General features: G+C 64.1%; 15 protein-coding genes. 5 read left to right on the top strand and 10 right to left on the bottom strand.

Annotated features, from left to right (window positions below; genetic code table 11):
• The first annotated feature begins 9 nt into the window (after positions 1–9).
• Positions 10–1,686 (top strand): glycosyltransferase, encoded by a 1,677-nt coding sequence (locus tag ACFFJC_RS04085; protein ID WP_379486221.1) that lies wholly within the window; start codon positions 10–12, stop codon positions 1,684–1,686.
• A gap of 30 nt (positions 1,687–1,716) precedes the next feature.
• On the opposite strand, the gene ACFFJC_RS04080 is transcribed toward ACFFJC_RS04085, so the two are convergent.
• The 8 genes from ACFFJC_RS04080 to ACFFJC_RS04045 are packed head-to-tail and all read right to left on the bottom strand — an operon-like array spanning position 1,717 to position 13,372.
• Positions 1,717–2,895 (bottom strand): class I SAM-dependent methyltransferase, encoded by a 1,179-nt coding sequence (locus tag ACFFJC_RS04080; RefSeq protein WP_379486220.1) that lies wholly within the window; start codon positions 2,893–2,895, stop codon positions 1,717–1,719.
• 38 nt (positions 2,896–2,933) lie between these two features.
• Entirely contained in the window at positions 2,934–3,560 is a 627-nt protein-coding gene (locus tag ACFFJC_RS04075) for an SIS domain-containing protein (RefSeq protein ID WP_379486219.1), read from the bottom strand.
• 16 nt (positions 3,561–3,576) lie between these two features.
• Positions 3,577–4,560: a GHMP family kinase ATP-binding protein gene (locus ACFFJC_RS04070; protein ID WP_379486218.1), complete on the bottom strand. Its 984-nt coding sequence runs from the start codon at positions 4,558–4,560 to the stop codon at positions 3,577–3,579.
• Positions 4,557–5,891 carry an HAD-IIIA family hydrolase gene (locus ACFFJC_RS04065; protein ID WP_379486217.1) on the bottom strand — a complete coding sequence of 445 codons (1,335 nt, stop codon included), beginning with the start codon at positions 5,889–5,891 and terminating at the stop codon, positions 4,557–4,559. The genes ACFFJC_RS04070 and ACFFJC_RS04065 overlap by 4 nt, the downstream gene beginning before the upstream one ends.
• The gene (locus tag ACFFJC_RS04060; RefSeq protein WP_379486216.1) at positions 5,891–6,841 is read right to left on the bottom strand and encodes an NAD-dependent epimerase/dehydratase family protein; all 951 of its coding nucleotides are present in this window, start codon (positions 6,839–6,841) and stop codon (positions 5,891–5,893) included. Before ACFFJC_RS04060 ends, ACFFJC_RS04065 begins: the two co-directional genes overlap by 1 nt.
• Positions 6,842–6,865: 24 nt before the next feature.
• Positions 6,866–9,046: a rhamnosyltransferase WsaF family glycosyltransferase gene (locus tag ACFFJC_RS04055; protein WP_379486215.1), complete on the bottom strand. Its 2,181-nt coding sequence runs from the start codon at positions 9,044–9,046 to the stop codon at positions 6,866–6,868.
• Positions 9,043–10,479 (bottom strand): methyltransferase domain-containing protein, encoded by a 1,437-nt coding sequence (locus tag ACFFJC_RS04050; protein WP_379486214.1) that lies wholly within the window; start codon positions 10,477–10,479, stop codon positions 9,043–9,045. Before ACFFJC_RS04050 ends, ACFFJC_RS04055 begins: the two co-directional genes overlap by 4 nt.
• Positions 10,472–13,372 (bottom strand): glycosyltransferase, encoded by a 2,901-nt coding sequence (locus tag ACFFJC_RS04045; protein WP_379486213.1) that lies wholly within the window; start codon positions 13,370–13,372, stop codon positions 10,472–10,474. Before ACFFJC_RS04045 ends, ACFFJC_RS04050 begins: the two co-directional genes overlap by 8 nt.
• Before the next feature lie 1,139 nt (positions 13,373–14,511).
• On the opposite strand from ACFFJC_RS04045, the gene ACFFJC_RS04040 reads away from it, so the two are divergent.
• The 4 genes from ACFFJC_RS04040 to ACFFJC_RS04025 all read left to right on the top strand — a co-directional run bounded on the left by ACFFJC_RS04040 (position 14,512) and on the right by ACFFJC_RS04025 (position 17,079).
• The gene (locus tag ACFFJC_RS04040; protein ID WP_379486212.1) at positions 14,512–15,342 is read left to right on the top strand and encodes an oxidoreductase; all 831 of its coding nucleotides are present in this window, start codon (positions 14,512–14,514) and stop codon (positions 15,340–15,342) included.
• A 387-nt stretch (positions 15,343–15,729) separates the two neighbouring features.
• On the top strand, positions 15,730–16,101 hold the full coding sequence (locus ACFFJC_RS04035; protein ID WP_379486211.1) for a helix-turn-helix domain-containing protein: 372 nt from the start codon (positions 15,730–15,732) through the stop codon (positions 16,099–16,101).
• Positions 16,102–16,180: 79 nt separating this feature from the next.
• Positions 16,181–16,303 carry a hypothetical protein gene (locus tag ACFFJC_RS04030; RefSeq protein WP_379486210.1) on the top strand — a complete coding sequence of 41 codons (123 nt, stop codon included), beginning with the start codon at positions 16,181–16,183 and terminating at the stop codon, positions 16,301–16,303.
• Positions 16,300–17,079, top strand: coding sequence for a winged helix-turn-helix domain-containing protein (locus tag ACFFJC_RS04025; RefSeq protein WP_379486209.1), 780 nt, complete (start codon positions 16,300–16,302; stop codon positions 17,077–17,079). Before ACFFJC_RS04030 ends, ACFFJC_RS04025 begins: the two co-directional genes overlap by 4 nt.
• 154 nt (positions 17,080–17,233) lie before the next feature.
• On the opposite strand, the gene ACFFJC_RS04020 is transcribed toward ACFFJC_RS04025, so the two are convergent.
• Positions 17,234–19,018, bottom strand: coding sequence for an amidohydrolase (locus tag ACFFJC_RS04020; RefSeq protein WP_379486208.1), 1,785 nt, complete (start codon positions 19,016–19,018; stop codon positions 17,234–17,236).
• 1,443 nt (positions 19,019–20,461) lie between these two features.
• Entirely contained in the window at positions 20,462–21,466 is a 1,005-nt protein-coding gene (locus tag ACFFJC_RS04015) for an AraC family transcriptional regulator (protein WP_379486207.1), read from the bottom strand.
• Between the last annotated feature and the right edge of the window lie 2 nt (positions 21,467–21,468).

The raw sequence follows: 21,468 nt of genomic DNA, 5'->3' as shown, positions 1-21,468 counted from the left end.
TCACCCACTTTGCTGATCCTGAGCCGAACTTACGCTCGAGTGCTACGCGCGGCAAGGCGCTTCGACGAAGCCATCATCGCGAACGAGCAGCTGCTCAAATCCCGCCCACAGGATAGGGCGGCGATGTACGAACTGGGGCGAGCGTTGCATAGCGCGGGACAGCGCCGGCGCGCGGTCGAAACGCTCGCATTGACCGCGAACGAGGGCAGCGTCGCGGCGACGCGGGACTTATGCCGCTATGGTGCAAGGGGGCGTCTGAAGACGCGGACAGAAGGCATTTTCCCTCCGGAAGATTACGACAGTTTCACAAAGTCGAACCCGACACCCCAGCCGCCACCAACTTCGACGACAACGCATTTCGCCGTCCGGCTCGGGGCGCCTAGCTCTCCGAACAACCAAACGCTGCGTTCGTTGAAGGAGCAATCACACGCCGCCTGGCATGTCGCCCACGACGATGACTCTTCGCCAGGCCAGCAGCCAGGGATGTTCGACCTGGTCTTGCCCGCCGGGGCCGTGCTGGATCGCCACTGCTTGGCCTGGTTGAACTGGGCCATCGACCAGACCGCCTGCACCACGGTCCGGGCCGATCACGACCACTTCGTGGCGAACACGGACGCCCGCTGCGACCCTGTCCTCCTGCCGCAACCTGACTTCCTGTGGACGGAGAACGCGAAAGGGATCGCTCGCCTTGCAGCGCATGGGCCCGGAGAGGCGCGCATTGCACATTTGCCGCTCACGTTGATGACCCTGCCAGTCGACGAGGCTCCCGTCCCGCGTCCCCTGCCTGATGCTCCGCCACGGCCGATCACGGTCATCATCCCCAGCCGCGACAATCCGAAACTTCTACTTGCCGCAGTGTCCACGCTGCTGTCGCAGGCCAGTGAGCCTGATCTCGTCGAGATCATCGTGCTGGACAATCGCAGCCGGACGCGCAGTGCCGCAGTCCTGTTCGAACATCTCGCGGAGCGTGCCAATACCCGGGTCTTGCAGTTCGACGAACCGTTCAACTGGTCTCGTGCCAACAACTTCGGGGCTGTCGACGCTACCGGCGATACACTGCTTTTCCTGAACGATGATACGGAGATGCTGACGTCCGGCTGGGATCGGGTGATCGCCGGCCTGCTCGCTGACCCCAGGGTGGGTTTGGTAGGGTCCAGGATGCTCTACCCGGACGAGACGATTCAACATGGAGGCTTCGTGTTCGGAATGGACAACGGGCCTCAACACGAAGGGCGCTGGTTTCCGGCCGACGATCCCGGGCCGGCAGGGCGCTGGATCGCGGTGCGCCAAGCCGTGGCCGTGACTGGTGCATTCATGGCGATCCGCTCACAAGACTTCCACGCGCTCGGCGGCTTCGACGGCGCCAACTTCGCGGTGGACTTCGCAGACGTCGATCTGTGCTTGCGGGTTCGGAAAAGAGGGATGGCCGTCGCGTACTGCGGAGCGATCACCTTGCGTCATCATGAATCGGTATCGCGTGGCTTGAACCTGAGTCGCATCCAAAGAGCCCGCATGCGCAGGGAACGGCGCAGGTTTGAGGCTCGATGGGGAGAGGTCGCGCGCTACGATCCCGGTTACCACCCAGCCTGGACGCGGACGGGGTGTGCCTACGATGGCCTGCAGGCACCTGGACTGGACGAAATAGTTCGCCACGTCTTAGCAGGTGCACGCGCCTGGATCTGCTGAGGTCCCGCTGAAGAGGCGAGGGCGTGCCGCTCAGCCGCGGCCGGGCTCTGAGGCGCCGAAGATATCCGGAATCGTTCCGGTTGAAGAAACCACCGCAAAATTTCCGCTGAGGGTGAAATCTTCGACATACCCACCGAAATACACCGAACGTATTGCGCCGAGGTTCCGCCCTCCCGAAAGCAGCCGGAATTCATCGACGGGGATGCGTACCACTGTGGTGCCAGGCTCGAGTGACAGCCACTTTTCCAGCACGTCGCCGGATTCTGAAATGAGCGCGATTCTCATCTGCCGCTGCTCAGGCGCACGCAGGCTCACGATCCCGTGGAGTTCGGCAGCTGCGAAATTGACCGGGGACTCGAACTCCCGCTTGATATCGTCCCAATGGCAGTCGCAAGGGCCGATGCCGCGCGGGAGCGCATTTTCCTCGGTCGAGATGCGCACCGATGCGATTTCGGCTGGGCTCAGCCGCTCCTGCAGGTCAAGGTAGGTTTGTCGATAGACCCTGCTGTTCCACTCGTTGATGGCCGCCAGCACCTGGTGGAAGTTATCGGCTTCCTGGCGCACCAGGCAGAACTGGCCTGAGGAGAGTTCTACGTTGGAGGTATCGGCCGGGAGCAGGACTGAGGCTGCCACCTGCCGCCACCCCAAATCTTCCCACTGCCTTATCCACCAATCCATAGGCATGAGCAGGCTATGCGTGGGGTCCTTCCTAAGATCGCGCCGCGCTGCGTCCGGATCGTAGTCGTACGGATAAGTGCCAATGATCGGGAGCATGTGAAACTGCACGGCTCGGGGCCCGCAGACACGGTCGATCTCCGCGAAAGCCTTGGCGTAGATCTCGTCGGGCAGATGTTCCAGGGCATGTGACGAGTAGACCACGTCGAAGGTGTTGTCTGCAAAGGGCAGAGCGGCCGCCGAGGCGAGGCTGACCTTTGGATCGAGCGCATTGGCCACCGCCCAAGACGAGACATCGATGCCGAACGCATCGACAGCCATGCCGTTCAGTTCGCGGACGATAGCTCCGGTGGCACAGCCGATCTCCAACGTCCTCCTCGGTTGGAAGATCTCCTTTATGCCCCGACCCAGCTCTCGGAAAATGGCATTGGACGCCGCGCTCTCGCGATACCCTACGTAAGCCGTACCTCGCTCCCAACCGCGTTCGAAGTAGGCTTCGTCGAAATAGCTACCATCTTCGCGCGCCGTTTCCATGGATCATTGTCTCGCCAGATCTTTATCGCATTATCGCATCAGAACTTGAGTGATCCCAGCTTCGAGGGATCATCGAGGTGACTATGTCGTGTGTACTGAGCCAGAATATGCATCAGAGACTGGTGCAGATCTTCGACGATGCCGTAATTCTCGCAGTCCACATGCAGGCTGACGTCCGCCAGCGTGCGAGACGGATTACCTGCGAAACCGGTCATCGCGATCGTGGCGATTCCCATGTCCTTCGCCAGCTCCAAGACACGGGTAATGTTCGGCGAGGCGCCGGAGGAGCTGATCGCGATCAGCAGGTCGCCCGGTTCTCCCAGCGATTCGAGCTGGAAGGAGAACATCTGCTCGCTGCCGATGTCGTTGACGATGGCGGTGATCAGTTCCACCGTGGTCGAGAGGCTGTACACCTTGGGGCGAAGCGCGGTGTCGGTGCGAATGCCCTTAAGGCAGTCACACACAAGGTGGTTGGCGATCGCGGCCGAGCCGCCATTGCCGCAGGAATAGATCCTGCCGCCGGCGTGGGTCGTCTTCGCGATCAGATCGCCCGCGGCGGCGATCGCGGCAGGGTCGATGGTCGACGCGGCGGCGGCCATCCGCGCGAAGTATTCCGTCGCATAGTTGCCGGCGTCGGGAATGAGGGTGTCGGGGAAATAGGCCAAGGCGAGATTCCTGAGATTATCGGGGATTGTAGAAAAGGATGCGGCTGCCGAGCGGCTCGAAGCCGAACGAGACCTGCCGCAGACCGACGGCGTTGGCGATGTCCTCGTGCCGCTCTCGGGGCGCGTAGAACATCATGAAGCCACCTTGGCCGGCGCCCAGCAGCTTCCCGCCGAGTGCCCCGGCGCCCATCGCGCGCTCGTACCAGTCGTCGATCTCGGAACTGGAGATCCCTGCGGTGAGCGACTTCTTGAGCGCCCAGTTCTCGTCCAGGATGCGGCCGAAGCTGTCGATATTGCCGCGACACAGCTCGTCCCGAAGGACGTAGGTCAGCTCGACCATGCGCTTCAGCGTCGCCTGCTTGGCGGCGTCGCTGCCAGTCTCCGCCGATTGGTTCGCCAGGATCGCCGAAGCACTACGCGTGATGCCGGTGTAGAAGACGATGATCCGCTGTTCCAGCAGGTCGCGCAGATCCCGTTTCATGATGACCGGGCTCACCGAAACGCTTTCGTCCGGGTGAAACTCAATGAGATTGAGGCCGCCGTACGCCGCGGCATATTGGTCCTGCTTGCCGATCGGCTGGGCGCAGCGCTCAATCTCGATCTCGCAGCTGCCGGCGGCCAGATCCTCGGCTGAGACGTGGTGCCCCTGGTAGGCGCTCAGCACGTTGAGCAGGCCGACGGTGAAAGTCGAGGATGAGCCGAGCCCGGTTCCGCGGGAGGGGATGTCCGCGGTGGTCGTGATCTCCACGCCGCCGCGCATCCCGCGCATGGCGAAGGCAGCACGGACCAGTTCGTGGTCGATCTCGTCGATCGAGGTCACTTCCTCTGTGCGCGAGTAGGCCAGGCGGATGCCGCCGTCGAACTTGCGGTTGACGCTGACGTAGACGTACTTGTCGATGGCGGTGCTGAGCACCGCACCGCCATGCTCGCGGTAGAAGGCCGGCAGGTCGCTGCCACCGCCCACGAAGCTCATGCGAAGCGGGGTCTGACTGATGATCATCGCGTGTGGTCCGAACGGTTTTCGGCAGACCCGGAGGCCGCCAGGATGAAATCGACCGCCTCGACGATCGAGGGAGCCTCGTGCGTGGCCCGGGCTTCGTACTTGCCGTCCCGCCCCCCTTCGCCGGTGCTGACCAGGACCGAGCGCAGTCCCGCGGCGCTCGCCATGGCGATGTCGCAGGTACTGTCACCCACCATCCAGGAGCGGGACAGGTCGATGTTCAGGGCGGCGGCTGCAGCCTCCACCATACCCGGCGCAGGCTTGCGGCAGTCGCAGGCTCGCTTGAGCTCGGGAACCTCACCGGGGAAACCGGAATCGGGATGGTGAGGGCAGTAGTAGATCGCATCCAGGTAGGCGCCGCGGGCGCCTAGGCCGCTCTCCAGCTTGGCATGGATCCGCGCCAGCCCGGCCTCGTCCACTTCGCCACGGGCGAGGACCGGCTGGTTGGTGATGAGCACGACCCGGTACTCAGCCTCGTTCAGGCGGCGGACCGCATCGGCAGCATGCGGCAGCAGTTCGAGGTCCCTGTGGCTCGAGATATGCCCCCGGGAGGCGTTGATCGTACCGTCGCGGTCAAGGAAAACTGCACGTTGGGGGCATGTGCGTCGGGCCCGGGCGACGAGGCCGCTGCGCAGGTGCCTTTCGGCCTTGTCCAACCGAGCCGGGGTGCCGATGTCCTTGATGTATTCGAAGGAGATATGCCCCTTCAGCCGGGCGCCTTCGCCCAGCATGGCCGGGAACAGGTCCTTGGCGAAGTCGCCGGTTTCCATGCGCTCCACCCACGGTTCGAGCGCGCTGCGCTCGATCACGTAGAAGGCGGCGTTGACGAGATTGCGCAACAAGGCCCCATCAGCATGGGGATAGGAGTGGAACGAGCGGATCCAGTCCCGCCCATCCACCTCCACGAGATCGGAGTCGGCCGGGTGGTCGTTGGGATGGAGCAGGAGCGTCGCGTCCGCCCCGCAAGCCTCATGCCGCTCCAGCATGTGGCGCACGTCGAGGTCGAACAGGGTGTCGCCATAGACGACGACGAAGCGCTCCTGCAGCCGGTCGAGGCACGCCAGGGTGGCGCCCGCCGTTCCCCGGGGAAAGCCGTCGTCGATCAGAGTGAGGCGCAGCGGCAGGTCTAGCCCGGCGACGAACGCCTCGATCTGGTCGGCCGCATGGTTGACGAGGAGCACCACGTCGTCGACGCCCTGTCCGACCAGCGCTTCCAGCTGGCGCTGGAGCAGCGGGACGCCGTCGACATCGACCAGCGGCTTCGGCTTTCCGTTCAGCCGGCTGGCGAGGCGCGTGCCCTTGCCACCTGCCAGGATGACCGCCTGTGTCATCAGGGCGCTTCCTGGGCAACGATTTCGCGAACCGCTCGCAGGACGGCGTCGGTCGACCCGAGTTCGGGCGTCCAACCGGTCTCCATCAGCTTGTCGACCGAATAGCGGAACTTGGGAACGTCACCCACCCAGCCGCGATTGCCTTCGCCGAAGTGGATTTGCGCGGCCGGCCGGAACGCATCGCGGACGGTCTCGGCGATAAAGCGAACCGTGACACCTTCGTCCGTCGGACCGATGTTGTAGACTGCGTAAGGCTCGTTACGATCGGCGATGTGGAGCATGGCCCCGATCAGGTCAGATACGTGCAGGTACGACTTCTGCTGCGTCCCGTCCCCCAGCACCTGCAGATCGTCCGGCGTGCGGATCAGCTTCTGGACGAAATCGAGGATCACGCCATGCGTCGCCGGCACGCCGATGACGTTGGGAAAGCGGAACACTGAGACCCGCTCGAGATAGGCTTCCTTGGCCGCCCGCAGTTGGGCTTCCGAGGCGAGCTTCATGGCGCCGTAGTTGGAAATCGGCTGGAGCGGGCCGATGTCCTCGAAGATCGCGCGGTCGCCGTGGTCGCCGTAGATGGCGGAACTGGACGCGAAATGGATCACCGGGATCCCGCGCCGGCTCATCACGTCGAGAATGGCCGCGGTGGTGAGGAACGTCTGTCGCAAGTCGACGCGGTAGTCCGCCACCCCGGCCGGGATGTCGGAGTTGGCCGCCATGTGCCAGACTTCGTCGATCTGCCGATCGCCCAGCGCCGCGTCGATCAGGTCCGGGTCGCTGCAATCGACCTCCACGAACGAGAAGCCGTTTCGGCTTTCCAGGGGCGCCATCGCCTCGCGCGTGCCGCGCGAGAGGTCGTCGGCGACAAGCACCTGATGGCCGCGATCAAGAAGGGCGGCCGCAAGGTTCACACCGATGAACCCGGCTCCGCCGGCGATAAAATGCAAGCTCACGTTATCTATCCTCCGATGCCGCTCTCAGGCCAGCGCCAGGGGCCGCGCATGCGACCGGGACCGGGTGCGGGCGATCCGCTCCACGATCAGTTTCTCGACCCGCCGCGCCATTTCCTCTTCGCTGGGAAAGGTCGCGGCGAAGTCCACGCCGTTGGCACTGCGCAGCGCGAGTGCCTCAGCATCGTCCAGCATGGCCGCCATGTCGCTCGCCATGCGCACCGGATCAGCGTCGGCCAGCAGGGCGATGTCGCGCCGGTTGTCGTAGTTCACCTCGTTCCCGGGGCGATCGAGATCGATGACCGGCAGACCGCAGGCCATCATCTCGTAGGGCACCAGGCTGGGGTTCGTGGTGGAGAACACGAGGCCCGCCGCCGACGTCGCATAGAGCCGCGCGAGATCGTTCAGAGTCGGCACGATGTCCAGGTAAGTTACCGGATATTCCTGCGGGTGCTGCTTGGCACTGCCCGAGCCGAAGAACAGAATCTCGTAGTCCGGCTTGAGGCGATGGAACTCTCGCAACGCCATCGTCCCGATCAGGAAACAACGCCGGGCCATTTCCGGCTTGGCGAAGAACAGCACGCGCTTGGCCCGCGCCTCTCCGTTTCCTGCCGCGGCATTGTAGATCCCGCCGTCCACCGGGAACCGGAACGAGTCGGCTTCCATGGCATAGTCGCGCCGCAGGATGTGCGCGCACCACGGCCCGGAGGTCACGGCGTAGAGGTTCTTGCGATAGGTGTTCTCTGCCAGGATGTACTCGGACCCCATCGGATAGAAGGCAGGCTCGAAGTCCTGCACGAAGTACATGATCTCGCCGATCAGGGACCGGACCGATTCGGCCAGCGCCACGGTCGACCAGTGCGTCGCCATCAGCACATCCTCTTCGTCGACGCGACCGGTGAAGCGACGAACAGGGCCCTCGAAGGGGTAGAAGTGCTCGCGCACCGCCTTGCGAAGCTGGGTTTCGGTCATGTCCGTGTCGGAGAAGTAGAGCCGGACGTCATGGCCGAAGCGCTCGAGATGATACGCGGCGCGAAGGATGTTGCGGTGCCCGCCGCCGCCGATGATGAGGCCCGGCACGATCCAGCCTATCTTCAGGGATCCCTCGTTCCGGATACGCACCGGCGCCGGCGTCTCCAGCCCGTAGGCCACCAGTGCCTTGCGCGCGGCCTTCTCGGCCGAGAAGGCCGCCATGGCGGACCGGCGCGCGGCGGCACCCATGCTCTGGCGCAGGCTCGCGTCCGAGGCGAGCCGGCCAAGCTTGTCTTCCCATTCCTCCGGGGTGGAGGCGAGGTACCCGACCTCGCCGTCCGCGATCGCGGCGCGGAAAGGCGCGGTACGGCTGGCGACGGTCGGGACCTCGACCAACGCGGCCTCGAAGAACTTCAGCTCGCTCTTGCCCTCGCTGAACAGGTCGCCCTCCTCGAGCGGCGCGAGGTTGATGTCGCATTCGGAAAGGCTGCGCAGCATGTCGAGTGCGGGCATGAACCCCGCGCGCTCGATCCGCTCGGCGAAAGGCACCCAGCTGTCGTCAAGATCCAGCAGCCCGACGAGCCGGAAGACCACTTTCGGGTGCCGGCGCATCACCGCCTGAATCGCCGATGCGCACTGCGCGAAGTCGCGCGAATGGGTCTTCGAACCCGAGAAATAGCAGATGCGGACCTTGTCGTCCTTCTCGGCGGAGACCGAGAGAAGCCGGTCCGCCAGCTCACGCTGGGCTGCGTTGAAGGTGTTGGGAACGATGTGCGCATCGCGTCCGAGTTCAACCATCTTGTCGCGCAGCAGCGGCGTGGTGGTCGTCGCCCGTTCGCAGCTGAACAGCAGCGAACGGTAGGCGCGCACGCCCCACTCATAGTCGGCCCGCTGCGCAGCGGTCAGCTCCGCGACGCCGGCCACCGTATCGACGATGGCGGGCTCGAAAACGTAGTCATCCACATCGTAAACGGTGCGAATGCGGTGGACGCGGCAATACTCCAGCACTTCGACGAGGCGCTTGGAGGGGTCGAACGGGGCACGGAAGAACACTACCACCCGGGGCCTGAGACCCTTGTCGACGATCTCGCCGCAATGGCTGAAATCCATGACTTCGGTGCGGTAGCCCCAGAACTCCAGGCCTTCTGCGATGTTGTGCACGCGGTAGCGCTTGGATTCGCCTTCCCAGCACCCGATCAGGAAGAGCACGTCGCAGGTAAATTCGGTATCGTTCATCGGGGCTGGCTCCGGCCTGTAATCTTTCGCGACGTGCGCCAGACCCAGCGCAGCGGACGGGTGATGCTCCAGCTGAACGACCGGCGGAACCGCGTCAGCGTCGCCTCGGCGTATTCGACCCGGTACCGCAGCGCATTGATCTCGCTCTCGAGCGCTCCGGTCCTGGCCATAGCCTCGGGAAGCCGCGCCGCGTCGGTGCGTTGGGCGTGCACTTCGGTCTGCGCAGCGGCAAGCTGCGCTCCCTGTTCCACAAGAGCACGGCGCACGGCATCGAGATCCGCCGCAAGGCGCGCATGTTCAAGCCGAAGCGAAGCAGCTTCGCGCTCCGCGTCATCGCGTTGGGCCTGGGCACGATAGCGTTCGTGCTCGACCTCCGCCGTGCGTTGCTGCGTTTCGAGCAAGCTGCGCCGGACGCTATCCAACTCGGCGCGGGCATCCGCCATGGCGCTCAGAGAACCCCGGAGCGCGGCCAGTTCCTGCTGAACTGCGGAGAGCGCCGGCTCGCGGCCCGCCATCTCCGAGAAGGCTCCGACGGACGAGCGGAGCACGCTCACCTCCTGGATCAGAGCGGAGATGGCCTGGCCCTGCTCGGCCGACTGGGCAAGCGCCTGCTTTTCCTGCTCCAGATCCGCGATCCGGGCGATGTGATCGTTTTCCGCCTGGCGCAGGACGCCGACGTCTTTCTCGAGCGTCAGCACATAGGCGTCGTCGTTCATGGTCAGCAGTGGCTGGATCGCCGCGCGCCCGTCCATGGGGGAGTCGCTCGCCAGGAAGATGAAGTAGTCGGCGTGATCGATGTCGATCCGTTCGGAAACCGGCACGAGGCGCTCCAGCTTCTCCGGCCGCTCGCGCCCGACGAGGGAGGTGAAGCAGTTGACCTGGAAGTAGGGTTCGACGTACAGGAACCGCGCCTTGAGCAGGCCGTAGAGCTCTTCGAAGCTCATCTCGTGAACATGGAAGTGGGTGCGGATGTCGTCGAGCGGCCGCGGCGTCGAGATCGCCAGCACACCGCCTTCGCGCAGCGCTCCCTTGATGAGGTCGAGGACGTGCTCCTGCTCCTCGATGTGCTCGATCAGCTCGAAGCACGTGACGAGGTCGTAGCCGTCACCGGGCTCGATCGCGGTGGCATCCTGGACCTTGAACGAGACCGCGGGGTGGAAGTAGTTCATCCGGGCGTGGTCGATCGCGTCCGCAGAAATGTCGAAGCCGAGCACCGACCGCGCGCCCGCCTTGCCCAGCCACTGCGATCCGTAGCCCACGCCACAGCCGACGTCGAGCACGTCCGCATCTGCCGCAAGTTGCGCCGCAAAGGCATAGCGGGCGACGTGTTCCTGGAACATTTTCTGCGCGAACGTCGGTTCGCAGTCGGGTGCCCCCGGTACGATGCGTTCCCCCGTGAAACCCAGACTCAATGCGATCTCCTGTTCATCCAACTTCGGCCGGCTTTTCGCTCGTTCTCGCCGCCTCACCGAGCAGCCCGCCGAAGCGCTTCACCATATTCTTGTAATCGCTGAGCAATGGCACCAGCTCACGGCCGGCTCGTCCTAGCCGCTGCCGGTCCCCTGGGGAAGCCGCAAGTCGGAGCAAGAGTTCGCCCAACTTCCGGAAGTCCCCAACCGGAAACGACACCCCGCTCGATCCGAAGCGGACGAGTTCAGGAATCCCGTCAACCGGCGTGGACACCACGGGCAGGCCGAAGGACATGGCCTCGACGATGGCGCGCGGTGCACTTTCCTGCCGCGAACAGCACACGAAGACGTCCGCGGCGGCCAGGTACAGCGCAACGTCCGAGACGGCGCCCACCATGCGCACCTGGGCGCGGCGGACTGCATCCAGCCTCTGCAGCGCGGCGGTCAGCACCCGCTCGTACCCGGGATCGACCAGGCCGCCGGCGATGATGATGCGCAGGCTGGCGCCTGCCCCGCTCGGGAGCGCTTCCAGCGCACGCACCACATCCGCCTGACGCTTGCGCGCGGAAATGCTCCCCAGCAGCAGGACGCAGCAATCCTCGGGCTCGAGGCCAAGCTGTCGTCGCGCCTGCGGACGCTCCCAGCGCGCCAGGTCGGCGGCATGGCGTTCCGGCGGGATGGCATGGCGGATCACCTCGAAGTTGTTTCGGGTGGCAATCGGCAGCCAGCCGGCACGGGTGGCCTCCGCCACCTGGACAAGGCGATAGCACTGGGCGAACGCAGCATAGGCCCTCGCCCGAAGGTGGCGGGGGAAGCGCTGGAAGTGCTCCCTCCAGGTGCCGCCCTCGTGCTGCCACCAAACCGAGCCGAGCCCGGCATCGGCTGCGGCAGCGACGGCGGCATGGCACTCCAGCGTGTTCGCCAGCACCGCCTGCGCGCAACCTGCGGCGAATGACCGGGCAAGGTCCGCGCGATAGCGAGCATGCTGCGCACGCGGCGCACCGCGCCGCGGCGACGGTATGACGGACACGGCGATGCCCTCGGCCTCGAACGCCGCGCGCAGCGGGCCTTCGCGGCCGCTGACCAGGAACGCATCCGCCCGGCCTTGGCGGCGGAGCCCTGCCAGCAGATCGAGCAGCGCCGTCTGCGCCCCCTCCCGATCCAGGTTGTGAGTCACGGCACAGACTCGAACCGGCGCTTCCTGGCGCAGCGCCGGGACGCGCCGCATCGGCGCGTATTGGGCTGCCCCCTGCCCGAGGTTGCCATTGTACCAGGGGTCTCCCATCCTGCGAGTCGGCGCTTGCGGAACCGGGTCGCCGGCAGCCATGCGCGCATCCACGCTGGCGCAGCAGATCACGCTCGAGCCAAGCGCCCGCGCCCGCTCGGACAGACGCATCCCCAGGGTTTCCCCGTCAAGCGCCCCCCCGACAAGGGGGCCCAGGCGATCGGCCAGGGCGCGGGGCATCGCAGCACAGGATGCCGATACCGCGAAGCACTCGTGGGGTGTCCGCGCGAGGTACTGGGCGCCGCTGCGGTGGGCGGGCAGGCCCGCGAAGGCCGGCTCCGGGCGCGAGGCGCTGGCCGGGAAGACGTGGCCCGCATTCAGGACCCGCCCTCGCCCGTCGACGAGCCGCGCTCCCGCGAGGCCCACGCCGGGCAGGGCCGCATGACCGCACAGCTGCGCCAGCCACTCCTCCCCTTGCGGCTCAGCCCCGGCTTCGAGGAAAACGACCACGTCCCCCCGAGCGCGGGCGAGGCAGGCGGCGATGACATCGTCCGCGGTCCCGACGTCCGCGTCGGCGATCCACTCCCAGCGCACGCTGGCGACCGTTCCGGCAGGCGCACCACCTGCGACGAGAACTTCAGCACTCTCTGGAACCTTCCCGAGCACGCCCTCCAGCCAGGCGAGATCGGTCGAGCCGTTTTCCAGGCCATAGACGATCACGCTCACCTTGCCGGGCGCATTGAACCTCGGTTCGAACAGGCCGATCCCGGCCTTTTCCGCCCATGCTGGACGGACGACCGCGGCCGCGACCCCGCGTCGCTCCAGCGCCTCTCGAACGGCATTGCGGCCCGCTTCGATCGAGCCGGGCTTCTGCGCCGCCGAGACCGCCGTCGATCCGGGGAGTGCACGCCAGTGATAGAGAACCCGCGGTATGTGGCCCACACGCTCGGCCAACTCGCCGGCACGCAGCGCGAGGTCGAAGTCTTGGCTGCCGTCAAAAGCGCTGCGAAACCCGCCCAGGCGGTCAAAGAGACTCCGGCGCAGGGCCACCGCATGTCCGAGGTACATGTGCGACAGCAGGAGGACGGGCGACCACCCCGGCTTGAACCAGGGCGCGAAATGACGCCCCTGCTCGTCGATCTTGTCACTGTCGGAATAGACCATGTCCAGCTGCGGGTCGGCCGCGAAGGCCAGCGCGAACTCGGCAAGGCAGTCCGGCGCCAGGCAGTCGTCCTGGTCCATGAACAGGAGAACCTCCCCGCTTGCCAGCGCAGCCGCGGCATTCGTGGCGGCGCTGATGCCCCCGTTCGCCGCAAGAGCGGTGACCTTGATCCGGTCGTCTCCCTCTGCCAGTGACCGAAGGTCGCCAGAAAGGCCCGCATCTGCGCTGCCGTCATCGCACAGACAGAGCTCCCACTCCGTAAGGACCTGAGCCTTGAGCGACGCGATCGCGGAGTCGAAATGGCGCCGTCCGGGCCGGTAGACCGGCATGATCACCGACAGCTTGGGCAGGCTCCCCCGATGGCGTGCGAGCGCCTTGCGAAGGTCCGCCAGCGCTGTGGCGGTGAGACGGTTGTGCACCTGCCAATCGAGGTAGGGATCGAGCGGCCGCAGGAGCGGCTTGAGGCGCAGGGGCAACCACGCTCGCGCCCGGGCGCGCTCAACGCGCGCGTACCACTGCTCCAGGTTCACGCTGCGGTACTCTACCGATGGCTGCCGCGCGGATCCCCTGCCGCAGCATCGATCGCCCGATTGCGCCGCGCGCCTACCCCGAGCACCCATTCAGTCATTGCAGCAACATCTCGTTCGAAGGCAGGCGACACACGCGAACGGCAAGCCGCCGCGAGGACAAAGCCGGAGCGTAGCCATCATCTACGATGGCGTCCACAAGAAGCGCTGTTAACTGCTTGCAAGCCCTAACGAAGATGCGGTCACATCCTCACGCGCACGATACCCGCCCGCGGCGCCCATTTCACCCGACGGCCGGACGTCTGGCAGCCCCCGCGATGGCCCGATCGTCCGCGCCGAAGATCGCAGGCGCGGGGCCGACCCGACACATTATGTCGTTCAATGGCTTCCGAGCTTCGAGAAAGGCTAGGAACGACGCGAGGCGTCACGAGCCGAGTGACCCGGAAACCTTAAAGAGTGCAAAATTTTCGCAACTGTCTGGGCTGTGATGGGACGGAGAATTGGAGCGGGTAGCGAGAATTTAAACCGGCCTATATTGTTGTGAACAATTAACATGTTAAACAACATCTGCCAGAAAAGCCCCCCACGCGGTCCCGGAAATCTTTTGGCTGCGGCTGGATTGCCATGGATCGCGAAGGCTGTGAATCACCTTCGCAGAACCCCTCACCGGAACCTCTTTGCGATTTGCATCACCGACAAACAGGCCTCGGGTTGTAAGTCGTACTGCCGTTATCGCTTGCCAGCACAGATGGTCTGGCCGGAACCTGAACCTGCAGTAGATCAAAGGATTCTAGGCCAGCCCTGGAACACGACCCGCTTCTCGACATCTAGCCCTTCCGGCTGCTCGCGCCCCACAGACGCTCCGCCTCCCTCGTTGACTTCGGGCTTTGATGATCTGCGCTTCCGGCAGCAGTCGACCAGATCAAGTCATTTCACGATCATCGCTTAAATCTCGGCTCACTCCGAAACCGGTCATTCACACGCAATCCAGCGGCCGGATGGGCGTGCGCGTCATATCATATGGTCGTGATCCAAGCTCCTCCCGCTATTGGCGCCATTCGCAAGTCGGTTGGCGCCGTTCGCCACTGTGCTGGCACCGCGACGAAACTATCTTCGCAATCCTAAAGAGGAGAAGGTGGCCCATGTTGGTCAGTGACAAAAAGACGGCGCTGGTAACCGGTGCATCATCGGGGATCGGCAAGACTATCGCTCAACGGCTGATCCGGGACGGCTACCAAGTCTATGCCGCGGCGCGGCAGATAGACAAGATGGCTGATCTGCGAGAACTCGGTGCGCAGACGTTGCGGATGGACATCTCGGTCGAGGCCGACATCGCCGCTGCAGTCGCCACCATCCTCGCGCAGACCGATGGCGTGGACGTGCTGATCAACAATGCCGGCTTCGGTCTTTACGGCCCGATGGAGGAAGTCGGCATGGACGAGGCCCGCTATCAGTTCGAGGTCAACCTCTTCGGGCCCGCGCGCCTGACCCAGCTGCTGCTTCCTGCGATGCGCGCTAGGAAGGGAGGCAGGATCGTCAATATCACCTCCATGGGCGGCAAGATCTATACGCCGCTTGGCAGCTGGTATCACGCAACCAAACATGCGCTAGAAGGCTGGTCGGATTGCCTGCGGATCGAGCTTGCGCCTTTCGGTATCGACGTGGTGGTGGTCGAGCCGGGTCTGATCGAGAGCGGCTTTGCCGACGTCGTTTCCGAGGGGCTGCTCAAGCGCTCAGGAAGTGGACCCTATGCGGCCATGACCAGAGGCGTCGTGGAGGGCACGCGCAATAGCTACGGCCGCAACAGCACGACGCCGGCGCGAGTTATCGCCGACGTCGTGGGCGATGCCGTCGCGGCGAAGCGGCCGCGCACCCGCTATGTCAAAGGCAAGCTCGCCGGCACGCTGATCACGCTGCGGACATGGCTCGGCGACCGCATGTTCGACCGGATTCTGATGAGCCAGCTCCGCTGAACGGGCAGGACGACCACGTGCGAGCGTTCGACCTCGCCACTCGCTTTCTCCCGACATTCTCCGCACAGTTCGGCATCAACAACATCGCCCCGGCCCGGAGCGCTAGCGCTTCTCCTGACACGCGTGGAAGAATTCGGATTTGCTCCATCTGTCCGGCTTCGCAGAGGCGAGACATACTGCGAGACAGTGTATGCCACACCGTTGTCGCGTGCACGTCTGCGCGATCGGCGGCGGGGCCCCTCGTATAGCTGTGAGCGCGCTACGGGTTGCGATGACCATGAGAGCCAGGGTCACGCACAGGGGTTAACAGACATAGCGCAGCATCGAGCCAGTCGTTGACAATGATCGAACGCAGGTCCGAGCGCATCTTGAAAGCGTGCCGCGCCGGTGCTCGGCAATGCGCTGCAGAACCTCGGGACAATGACGATCGCCGAACAGGTTGTTGCCGCGCTCAAGCGCGGGCTGCCGAGCGGCCGCGCGGACGTAGCCGAGATCGCGCGCGACATGGGCATGAGCGAGCGGACTCTGCAACGGCGGATCACCGAGGAAGGAACCAGTTTCCGGGATCTTCTCGTCGAGGCGCGCAAGGATCTGGGGAGGCGCCTGCTGTCCAGCGAAACAGTCCAGATCGATGAAGTGGCGTACCTGCTCGGATACCAGGACGTCACTTCCTTTCATCGGGCGTTTCGCGAGTGGGAAGGCATGTCTCCCGGACGCTGGCGAGAGCATCATGCTTCTCGATCCAAAGCGATCGAGTGAGACGCGGACATAGCGAAGGCCAAGCGCCGATGTTCTAAGCCGACGGACACTCCCGATCGGCTCGCCGTCGGGCTGCGCTATGGCCGATGCAGGCATAGCGGGCGAACTGGTGCCCCTGTCGCCGGAATCCTACGATAGCCTGCAGCAACATGCGCTTTTTGCCGGAATAGCGATGCGTATCGCGTCAACGGAGACGTTGTGAAATACGAACCCGATCAGAAGCAGTTTAAATATTCGGCGCCCGAAAGGAGCCTGGCTTCGGCGTTGGATATAGGTCGCGTGTTGGTGGTCGATGCCGACGCCGAAGCGCGCGACGCGATCATCACCTATCTCAGCGCGCGCAATAGTCTCGCCGTCGGCTTGGCGGATTCGGCGAACGTCATGCGTCATCTCGACACGGGCGGGTTCAGCCTCGTCATCCTGGACGTGCAGTTCGACGGGTTCGACGTCCTCCGCCGGATCCGCGAGCGATCAGGCGTGCCGGTTATCATCATCACTGGGCAGCATCAGGATGACGTCGATCGGATCATTGGATTGGAGCTCGGAGCCGACGATTATCTTCTGAACCCGTTCAATCTGCGCGAACTGCTGGCAAAGGCCCGCGCCACGCTGCGGCGACAGGAGATCGGGCAGACGCTGTTGAATCGGCATCGCAACGATGGGGGGTTCCGATTCTCTGGGTGGGAACTTCGCCGCGCAACCCGAGCGCTTGCGCGATCGGATGGCACCGCAGTATCGCTCACCAAGCGCGAATATGCGCTGCTGATTGCCTTTCTGGAGGCGCCCCGTCGCATTCTTTCGCGGGAGCATTTGCTGCAGTCGACGCGCGCTCATGACGATGTGTTCGATCGCAGCATCGACGTCCATATTCTGCGTCTCCGTCGTAAGCTGGAAGCCGATCCCAAGAACCCGACGTTGATCCAGACCGAGCGCGGCGCCGGCTATATTCTCAACAGCGCCGTGGAGCAGATCTTCTGAGGGCCATGCCATGCCACGCGCGTCGTCCTGATCCGGGCTTTGCGGCGACCCTGATATTCAAGGACAAGAGGCAGGATTTCACATTCGAGACGGCGCATTCGACTGGGCCTGGTTTCGGCAAAGGGCGCCCCGCAGGGTACCCCTTGCGTGATGGTCAGCGAAGCGCCTTTGCCCCCTCCAGGACGCCCGCGTCATACACTGCCCGGCCCCCGACCAGCGTCAGCACGGATCGGGTTTGTGGCAACGCTTCCGTTTCAACGCTGAACACGTCCTGCGAGAGCACCGCGAGATCGGCGAGATTGCCAGGCGTCAGCGTGCCTTTCCGCTCTTCCTCGAATTCGGCATACGCGGAGCCCGCGGTGTAAGCGCTCACCGCCTGCTCGCGGCTGATCGCCTCGTCAGGGCGATCGGGATGGGTCGTCACCCCGACAATGTTCTGCCACGGATTGAGCGGCCCGTCCGATCCCAGTGCCAGCGGGATGCCCGCCGCCAGAAGAGACCGCAAGGGCTGCGCGCGTTGTGCGCGAAGATCGTCGAGGAACCCCTGCCCCAAGCTGGGATCGATACCGACGAGGTCGAGATGGCTACCCTGCTGCGACACGACGATACCAAGCTTTTTGGCGCGGGCGATCAGATCCGGAGTCAGGCCATCGCCATGCTCGAAACGCGTTCGCCGCTGCCGCCAGGCTGCAGCGCCGCCTGACCGCTCCATGGCATCGAGCATCTGGGTTGCCGCGCGCGTACCGACGACATGAACCTGCAGTTGATAGCGGTTGCGCAGGGCATCGCGCAGCATGCCGTCGACGATCGACGAAGAGAAGAGCGGCGGAAGTCCTGCGAAGCTGTACGGGCTTCCGGGAGCGGTGTTGCGCGGTTTGGTTCCCCGCGGTGTCATGCTGCCCTCGAAGATCACGCCGTCCAACGCCCATTTTGTGCCACTGACCGTAATGAGCGGATTGGGACGGGCCGGAAAACGCGCGGCCGTCAGATAATCCGGACCCTGCTGCGTGGAGTTATTCAAGCGGGTGATGCGCACTCTGATCGGTGTCGGCATCGTTGCCAGTAGCCGGGCTGTACGTTCCACCGTGCCGGACAACGGCATGTCCTGGATCGAGGTCAAACCATATTGAGACGCCCGTTCGAGCGTGTGCCGGAATGCCGCTTTCGCATCCGCGTCGGTAGTGATCGCCGCCAGCCGGCCGGCGACGGTACCGAAGAGCGCATATTCGCGCACGACCCCGGTCAATCGGCCGTGCTGGTCCCGTTCGAAGCCTCCGCCCATCTGCTCGCCGATGTTCTCCGTGATGCCCAGCATTTTCAGCGCTGCGCTGTTCAGGATCGCGCCATGGCCGTCCCAGGTGGAAAGCCTGATCGGACGGTCCATGGAGAGCGCGTCGAGTGCGGCTCGATCGATGCCGGTGTCGTGGAACGCGGTGGTGCCGATCACCCCCGTCAGCATCGTTCCGGCGGGCAGGGTTGGAATTGCATCGCGAACGGCAGAGCGCAACTCTTCCCAGTTCGGATCGGCACTGCGCAACGCGAGCGACACCTGGCCCTCGGGCTCGAACTCGAGGTGAACATGCGCATCATCGAGTCCAGGGACGACGGTTCGGCCGCCGAGATCGATCCGCCGCGTCCGGGCGTCGGCCAGGCGCTGAACGGCCGCGTCGCTCCCCGCCGCAACGATGCGATCCCCACGTATCGCCAGCGCCTCAACGAACCTATCGGTCGATTCTGCGGTGAAGATATGCCCATGAAACAGGATGAGATCTGGCGCCGCGGGCTTGGCTTGTGCGGGGATCGTCGCGATCATGAGAGTCAGCGCCCCCGCGTCCGCCACGCGCCGCAGGAATGGCCGCGCCGTTCGCGATGTCCCATCGGGCGTAGAAGACGGCATCTTCTTGCCGACGTGTTTGCAGATGTGGGGCTTAACAAGCATCTTTATTGTCTCCCGGAGATCGGCGCCTCTCGGCGCAAACGGCGGAAAGCCGCAGACGCGCGCCCTTCCTGGAACATCTTGGGCGGCGCGACATCGATCGGCGCAATGGGGCTCCGCGGAGATGGGAAAAGTCGGATCTGAGACTTCCACAAACAAGGCTCCATCGATGTGCGACATCGCCGTGCCTGCTCGGCAAAATTTATTTCCGCATATCGTCGGTTTTTTTGGATTTCGGTTTGGATCGTACTATGAGCTGATACTGCCTTCGTCGTCGCGTATATTTCAGGCGCAACACGGCATTGCATTTCGGAATCACGTCTGACATCGTTCTCCCTGAATTCTATTCCGCATGAAGGAACGAGAACCATCAGAATTCGACATCGACGATCCCACTACATGGTCTATCCCAATGGACTTTGGGGAAGGACTTGACGTGAGGGCGCTCACGCCCATCATAGCGCTTGCCGTTTGCGCAAGATGGTGGCGCTCGCGCAAGCCGAGCCGGTCGAGCATCAATTCCTCCTCGTCCGCGTGCGGGCGCGACGGAACAGAGGCATCGCAATGATGCTACAAAACGGATATCGACGGCGCCCAGCGCTTCGCTGGCATCAAGCAACCGCAAAAATTTTGTGCCTACGCCGGCCATGGCGCTCACGTTGCGATCGTAACTCAAGACCATCGGCCTTGAAGTCAGTTCGATAATCACCCCTCCAACGCTCGAGCCGGATTGGAGGAGTTGTGACGATGGTAATCTCGTCGTGGACTTGGCATTGCGGTAGGATCAGCGCGCTTTTTGCCCAAATCCTTGCTGCTTGGTGTGGCGGGGATGATGCCAGCTCTGGCAGAGACCGCAGCGCGAGATGACATGCGAACGGTACCGGCAGCGGTAACGGTGGCAATGATCTGGATCCATTGCCCGAAAAGGGTAGGTTTGCTTTGCACTATCGGATCGGAGCGCAGGCAAGCGACGTGTGTGAGGCAGACGTCAAGCAGAAGACGGCACAATTTCGCGCCGGTGCCAACTGTCGGCGGATGAAGCCCCCAAAGACGTGCCGACATCTCCCGCAGCCATGTGCATCGTAAGGATTGCCTGTAAGTAGACGTCGAACCGGGAACGCTTTGCGCGCGCAAACGAGGCATGCGCCATCGGACGTCGGCTTCTGGAAACACTGCTCGTTCGGTATACGGCATGCGACGTGCTGAAAAGTCGGCGAAAGCGACGGGTCCCAACCGGCCCCGGACCTTCGTACATACAAACCGTGAATGGCCGCTCGAGATAGAAGCAGCGGGTCGGATCGCCCTTGGCGAAGGATTCGCTTTCGCCGGCCTGGTCGACGTTCTCTCACTACAGGGGCGTTCTCACGAGCGGTCATTCATCGGAAGCGCTCGACTTGCTGGTAACGCGGGTGTCTTCGTCACCGCCACGTGTCCTCGCTTTGTGGGTCAGGGGGACGGGTTTGCCAACCATTCGCTTATGGACTGTCCGGTCCACTCTCGAAAAGCGCGACGAAAATTTCCCACGTCGTAGAAGCCCAGGGTATAGGCGATCGCCTTCATCTTCGGCGAAGGTTCGCGCAGCAACATATAGGCATGCCGCTGTCGGAAGCGCTTCACCACCTCGTGGAAGCTGAGGCCTTCCTCGCCCAGCTGTCGCTGGATCGTCCGGCGGCTCATCCCCAGGGCGGCGGCGACCTCATCGAGCGAAGGGAGGTTCCCGGCAGACTCCCGAAGCAGATCCTCCATTCGCTCGGCCAAAGTGCGCGTTTGAACAAGCTCACTGAGATACTGGTCGCACTGCTGGTGGAAAAGGGTCTGGACGAACTCGTCGCTCGTGGGGATCGGCCGATCGAGATCGCCGCGAAGCCCGTAGTAGGCGGTGGACTTGCGCGAAAAACGCAAGCTCGGCGCGCGAAAGAGCCGGTACGCCTCGAGCGCATCACCATCCTCGAACGCGAAGTCGATCCGCAGGCTGCGGGCGGGCTGGTTGGTCAGTTCCTCGATCACCGGCTCCAGCGCGGCCACGGCGGCTTCGATGCAGTAGCGCCGCGCCGCGGGAGACATCTCGATGCGGGTCTCGAAGTCCATCCGCCATTCGTCGCCGTGCTCTTCGATCGTCGTGACGAGAGGATCGCCGGCGATCAACGAGTAGCGGGCCCAATGCTGGAGCGCCTCGCGAAGCGTCGGCATCGACATGGTCGCAAAGCCGACCACCCCATAGTGGCGCACGCGCGAGGAGTAGGCACTGGTGATTGCGAAGCCGGGCGGGGTGCGCCTTGCGAGAAGGTCGAACATACGGGCGATCGTCGGTAGATCGAACGGCTTCAAGGCGTGGATATCGGCCCAGCTCGCGCCGCTGCCATCGAGGATCGCGTCGGCGCTCATGCCGGCGTCTTCCGCAAGCTTCAGATATGTGCGCAGCTTCGATGGCTTGAACACCGTCGCTTCCATGC

It is taken from the genome of Novosphingobium soli (assembly GCF_042432915.1).
Taxonomy (GTDB): Bacteria; Pseudomonadota; Alphaproteobacteria; order Sphingomonadales; family Sphingomonadaceae; genus Novosphingobium; species Novosphingobium soli.
This window is presented reverse-complemented; position numbering and strand designations above follow the sequence as displayed.

Bases quoted from the DNA above. Each gene is read 5' to 3' on its own strand.
- ACFFJC_RS04080 (WP_379486220.1), bottom strand. From the start codon at position 2,895: ATGGAAACGGCGCGCGAAGATGGTAGCTATTTCGACGAAGCCTACTTC.
- ACFFJC_RS04070 (WP_379486218.1), bottom strand. From the start codon at position 4,560: ATGATCATCAGTCAGACCCCGCTTCGCATGAGCTTCGTGGGCGGTGGC.
- ACFFJC_RS04065 (WP_379486217.1), bottom strand. From the start codon at position 5,891: ATGACACAGGCGGTCATCCTGGCAGGTGGCAAGGGCACGCGCCTCGCC.
- ACFFJC_RS04055 (WP_379486215.1), bottom strand. From the start codon at position 9,046: ATGAACGATACCGAATTTACCTGCGACGTGCTCTTCCTGATCGGGTGC.
- ACFFJC_RS04040 (WP_379486212.1), top strand. From the start codon at position 14,512: ATGTTGGTCAGTGACAAAAAGACGGCGCTGGTAACCGGTGCATCATCG.
- ACFFJC_RS04030 (WP_379486210.1), top strand. From the start codon at position 16,181: ATGGCCGATGCAGGCATAGCGGGCGAACTGGTGCCCCTGTCGCCGGAA.
- ACFFJC_RS04020 (WP_379486208.1), bottom strand. From the start codon at position 19,018: ATGCTTGTTAAGCCCCACATCTGCAAACACGTCGGCAAGAAGATGCCG.
- ACFFJC_RS04015 (WP_379486207.1), bottom strand. From the start codon at position 21,466: ATGGAAGCGACGGTGTTCAAGCCATCGAAGCTGCGCACATATCTGAAG.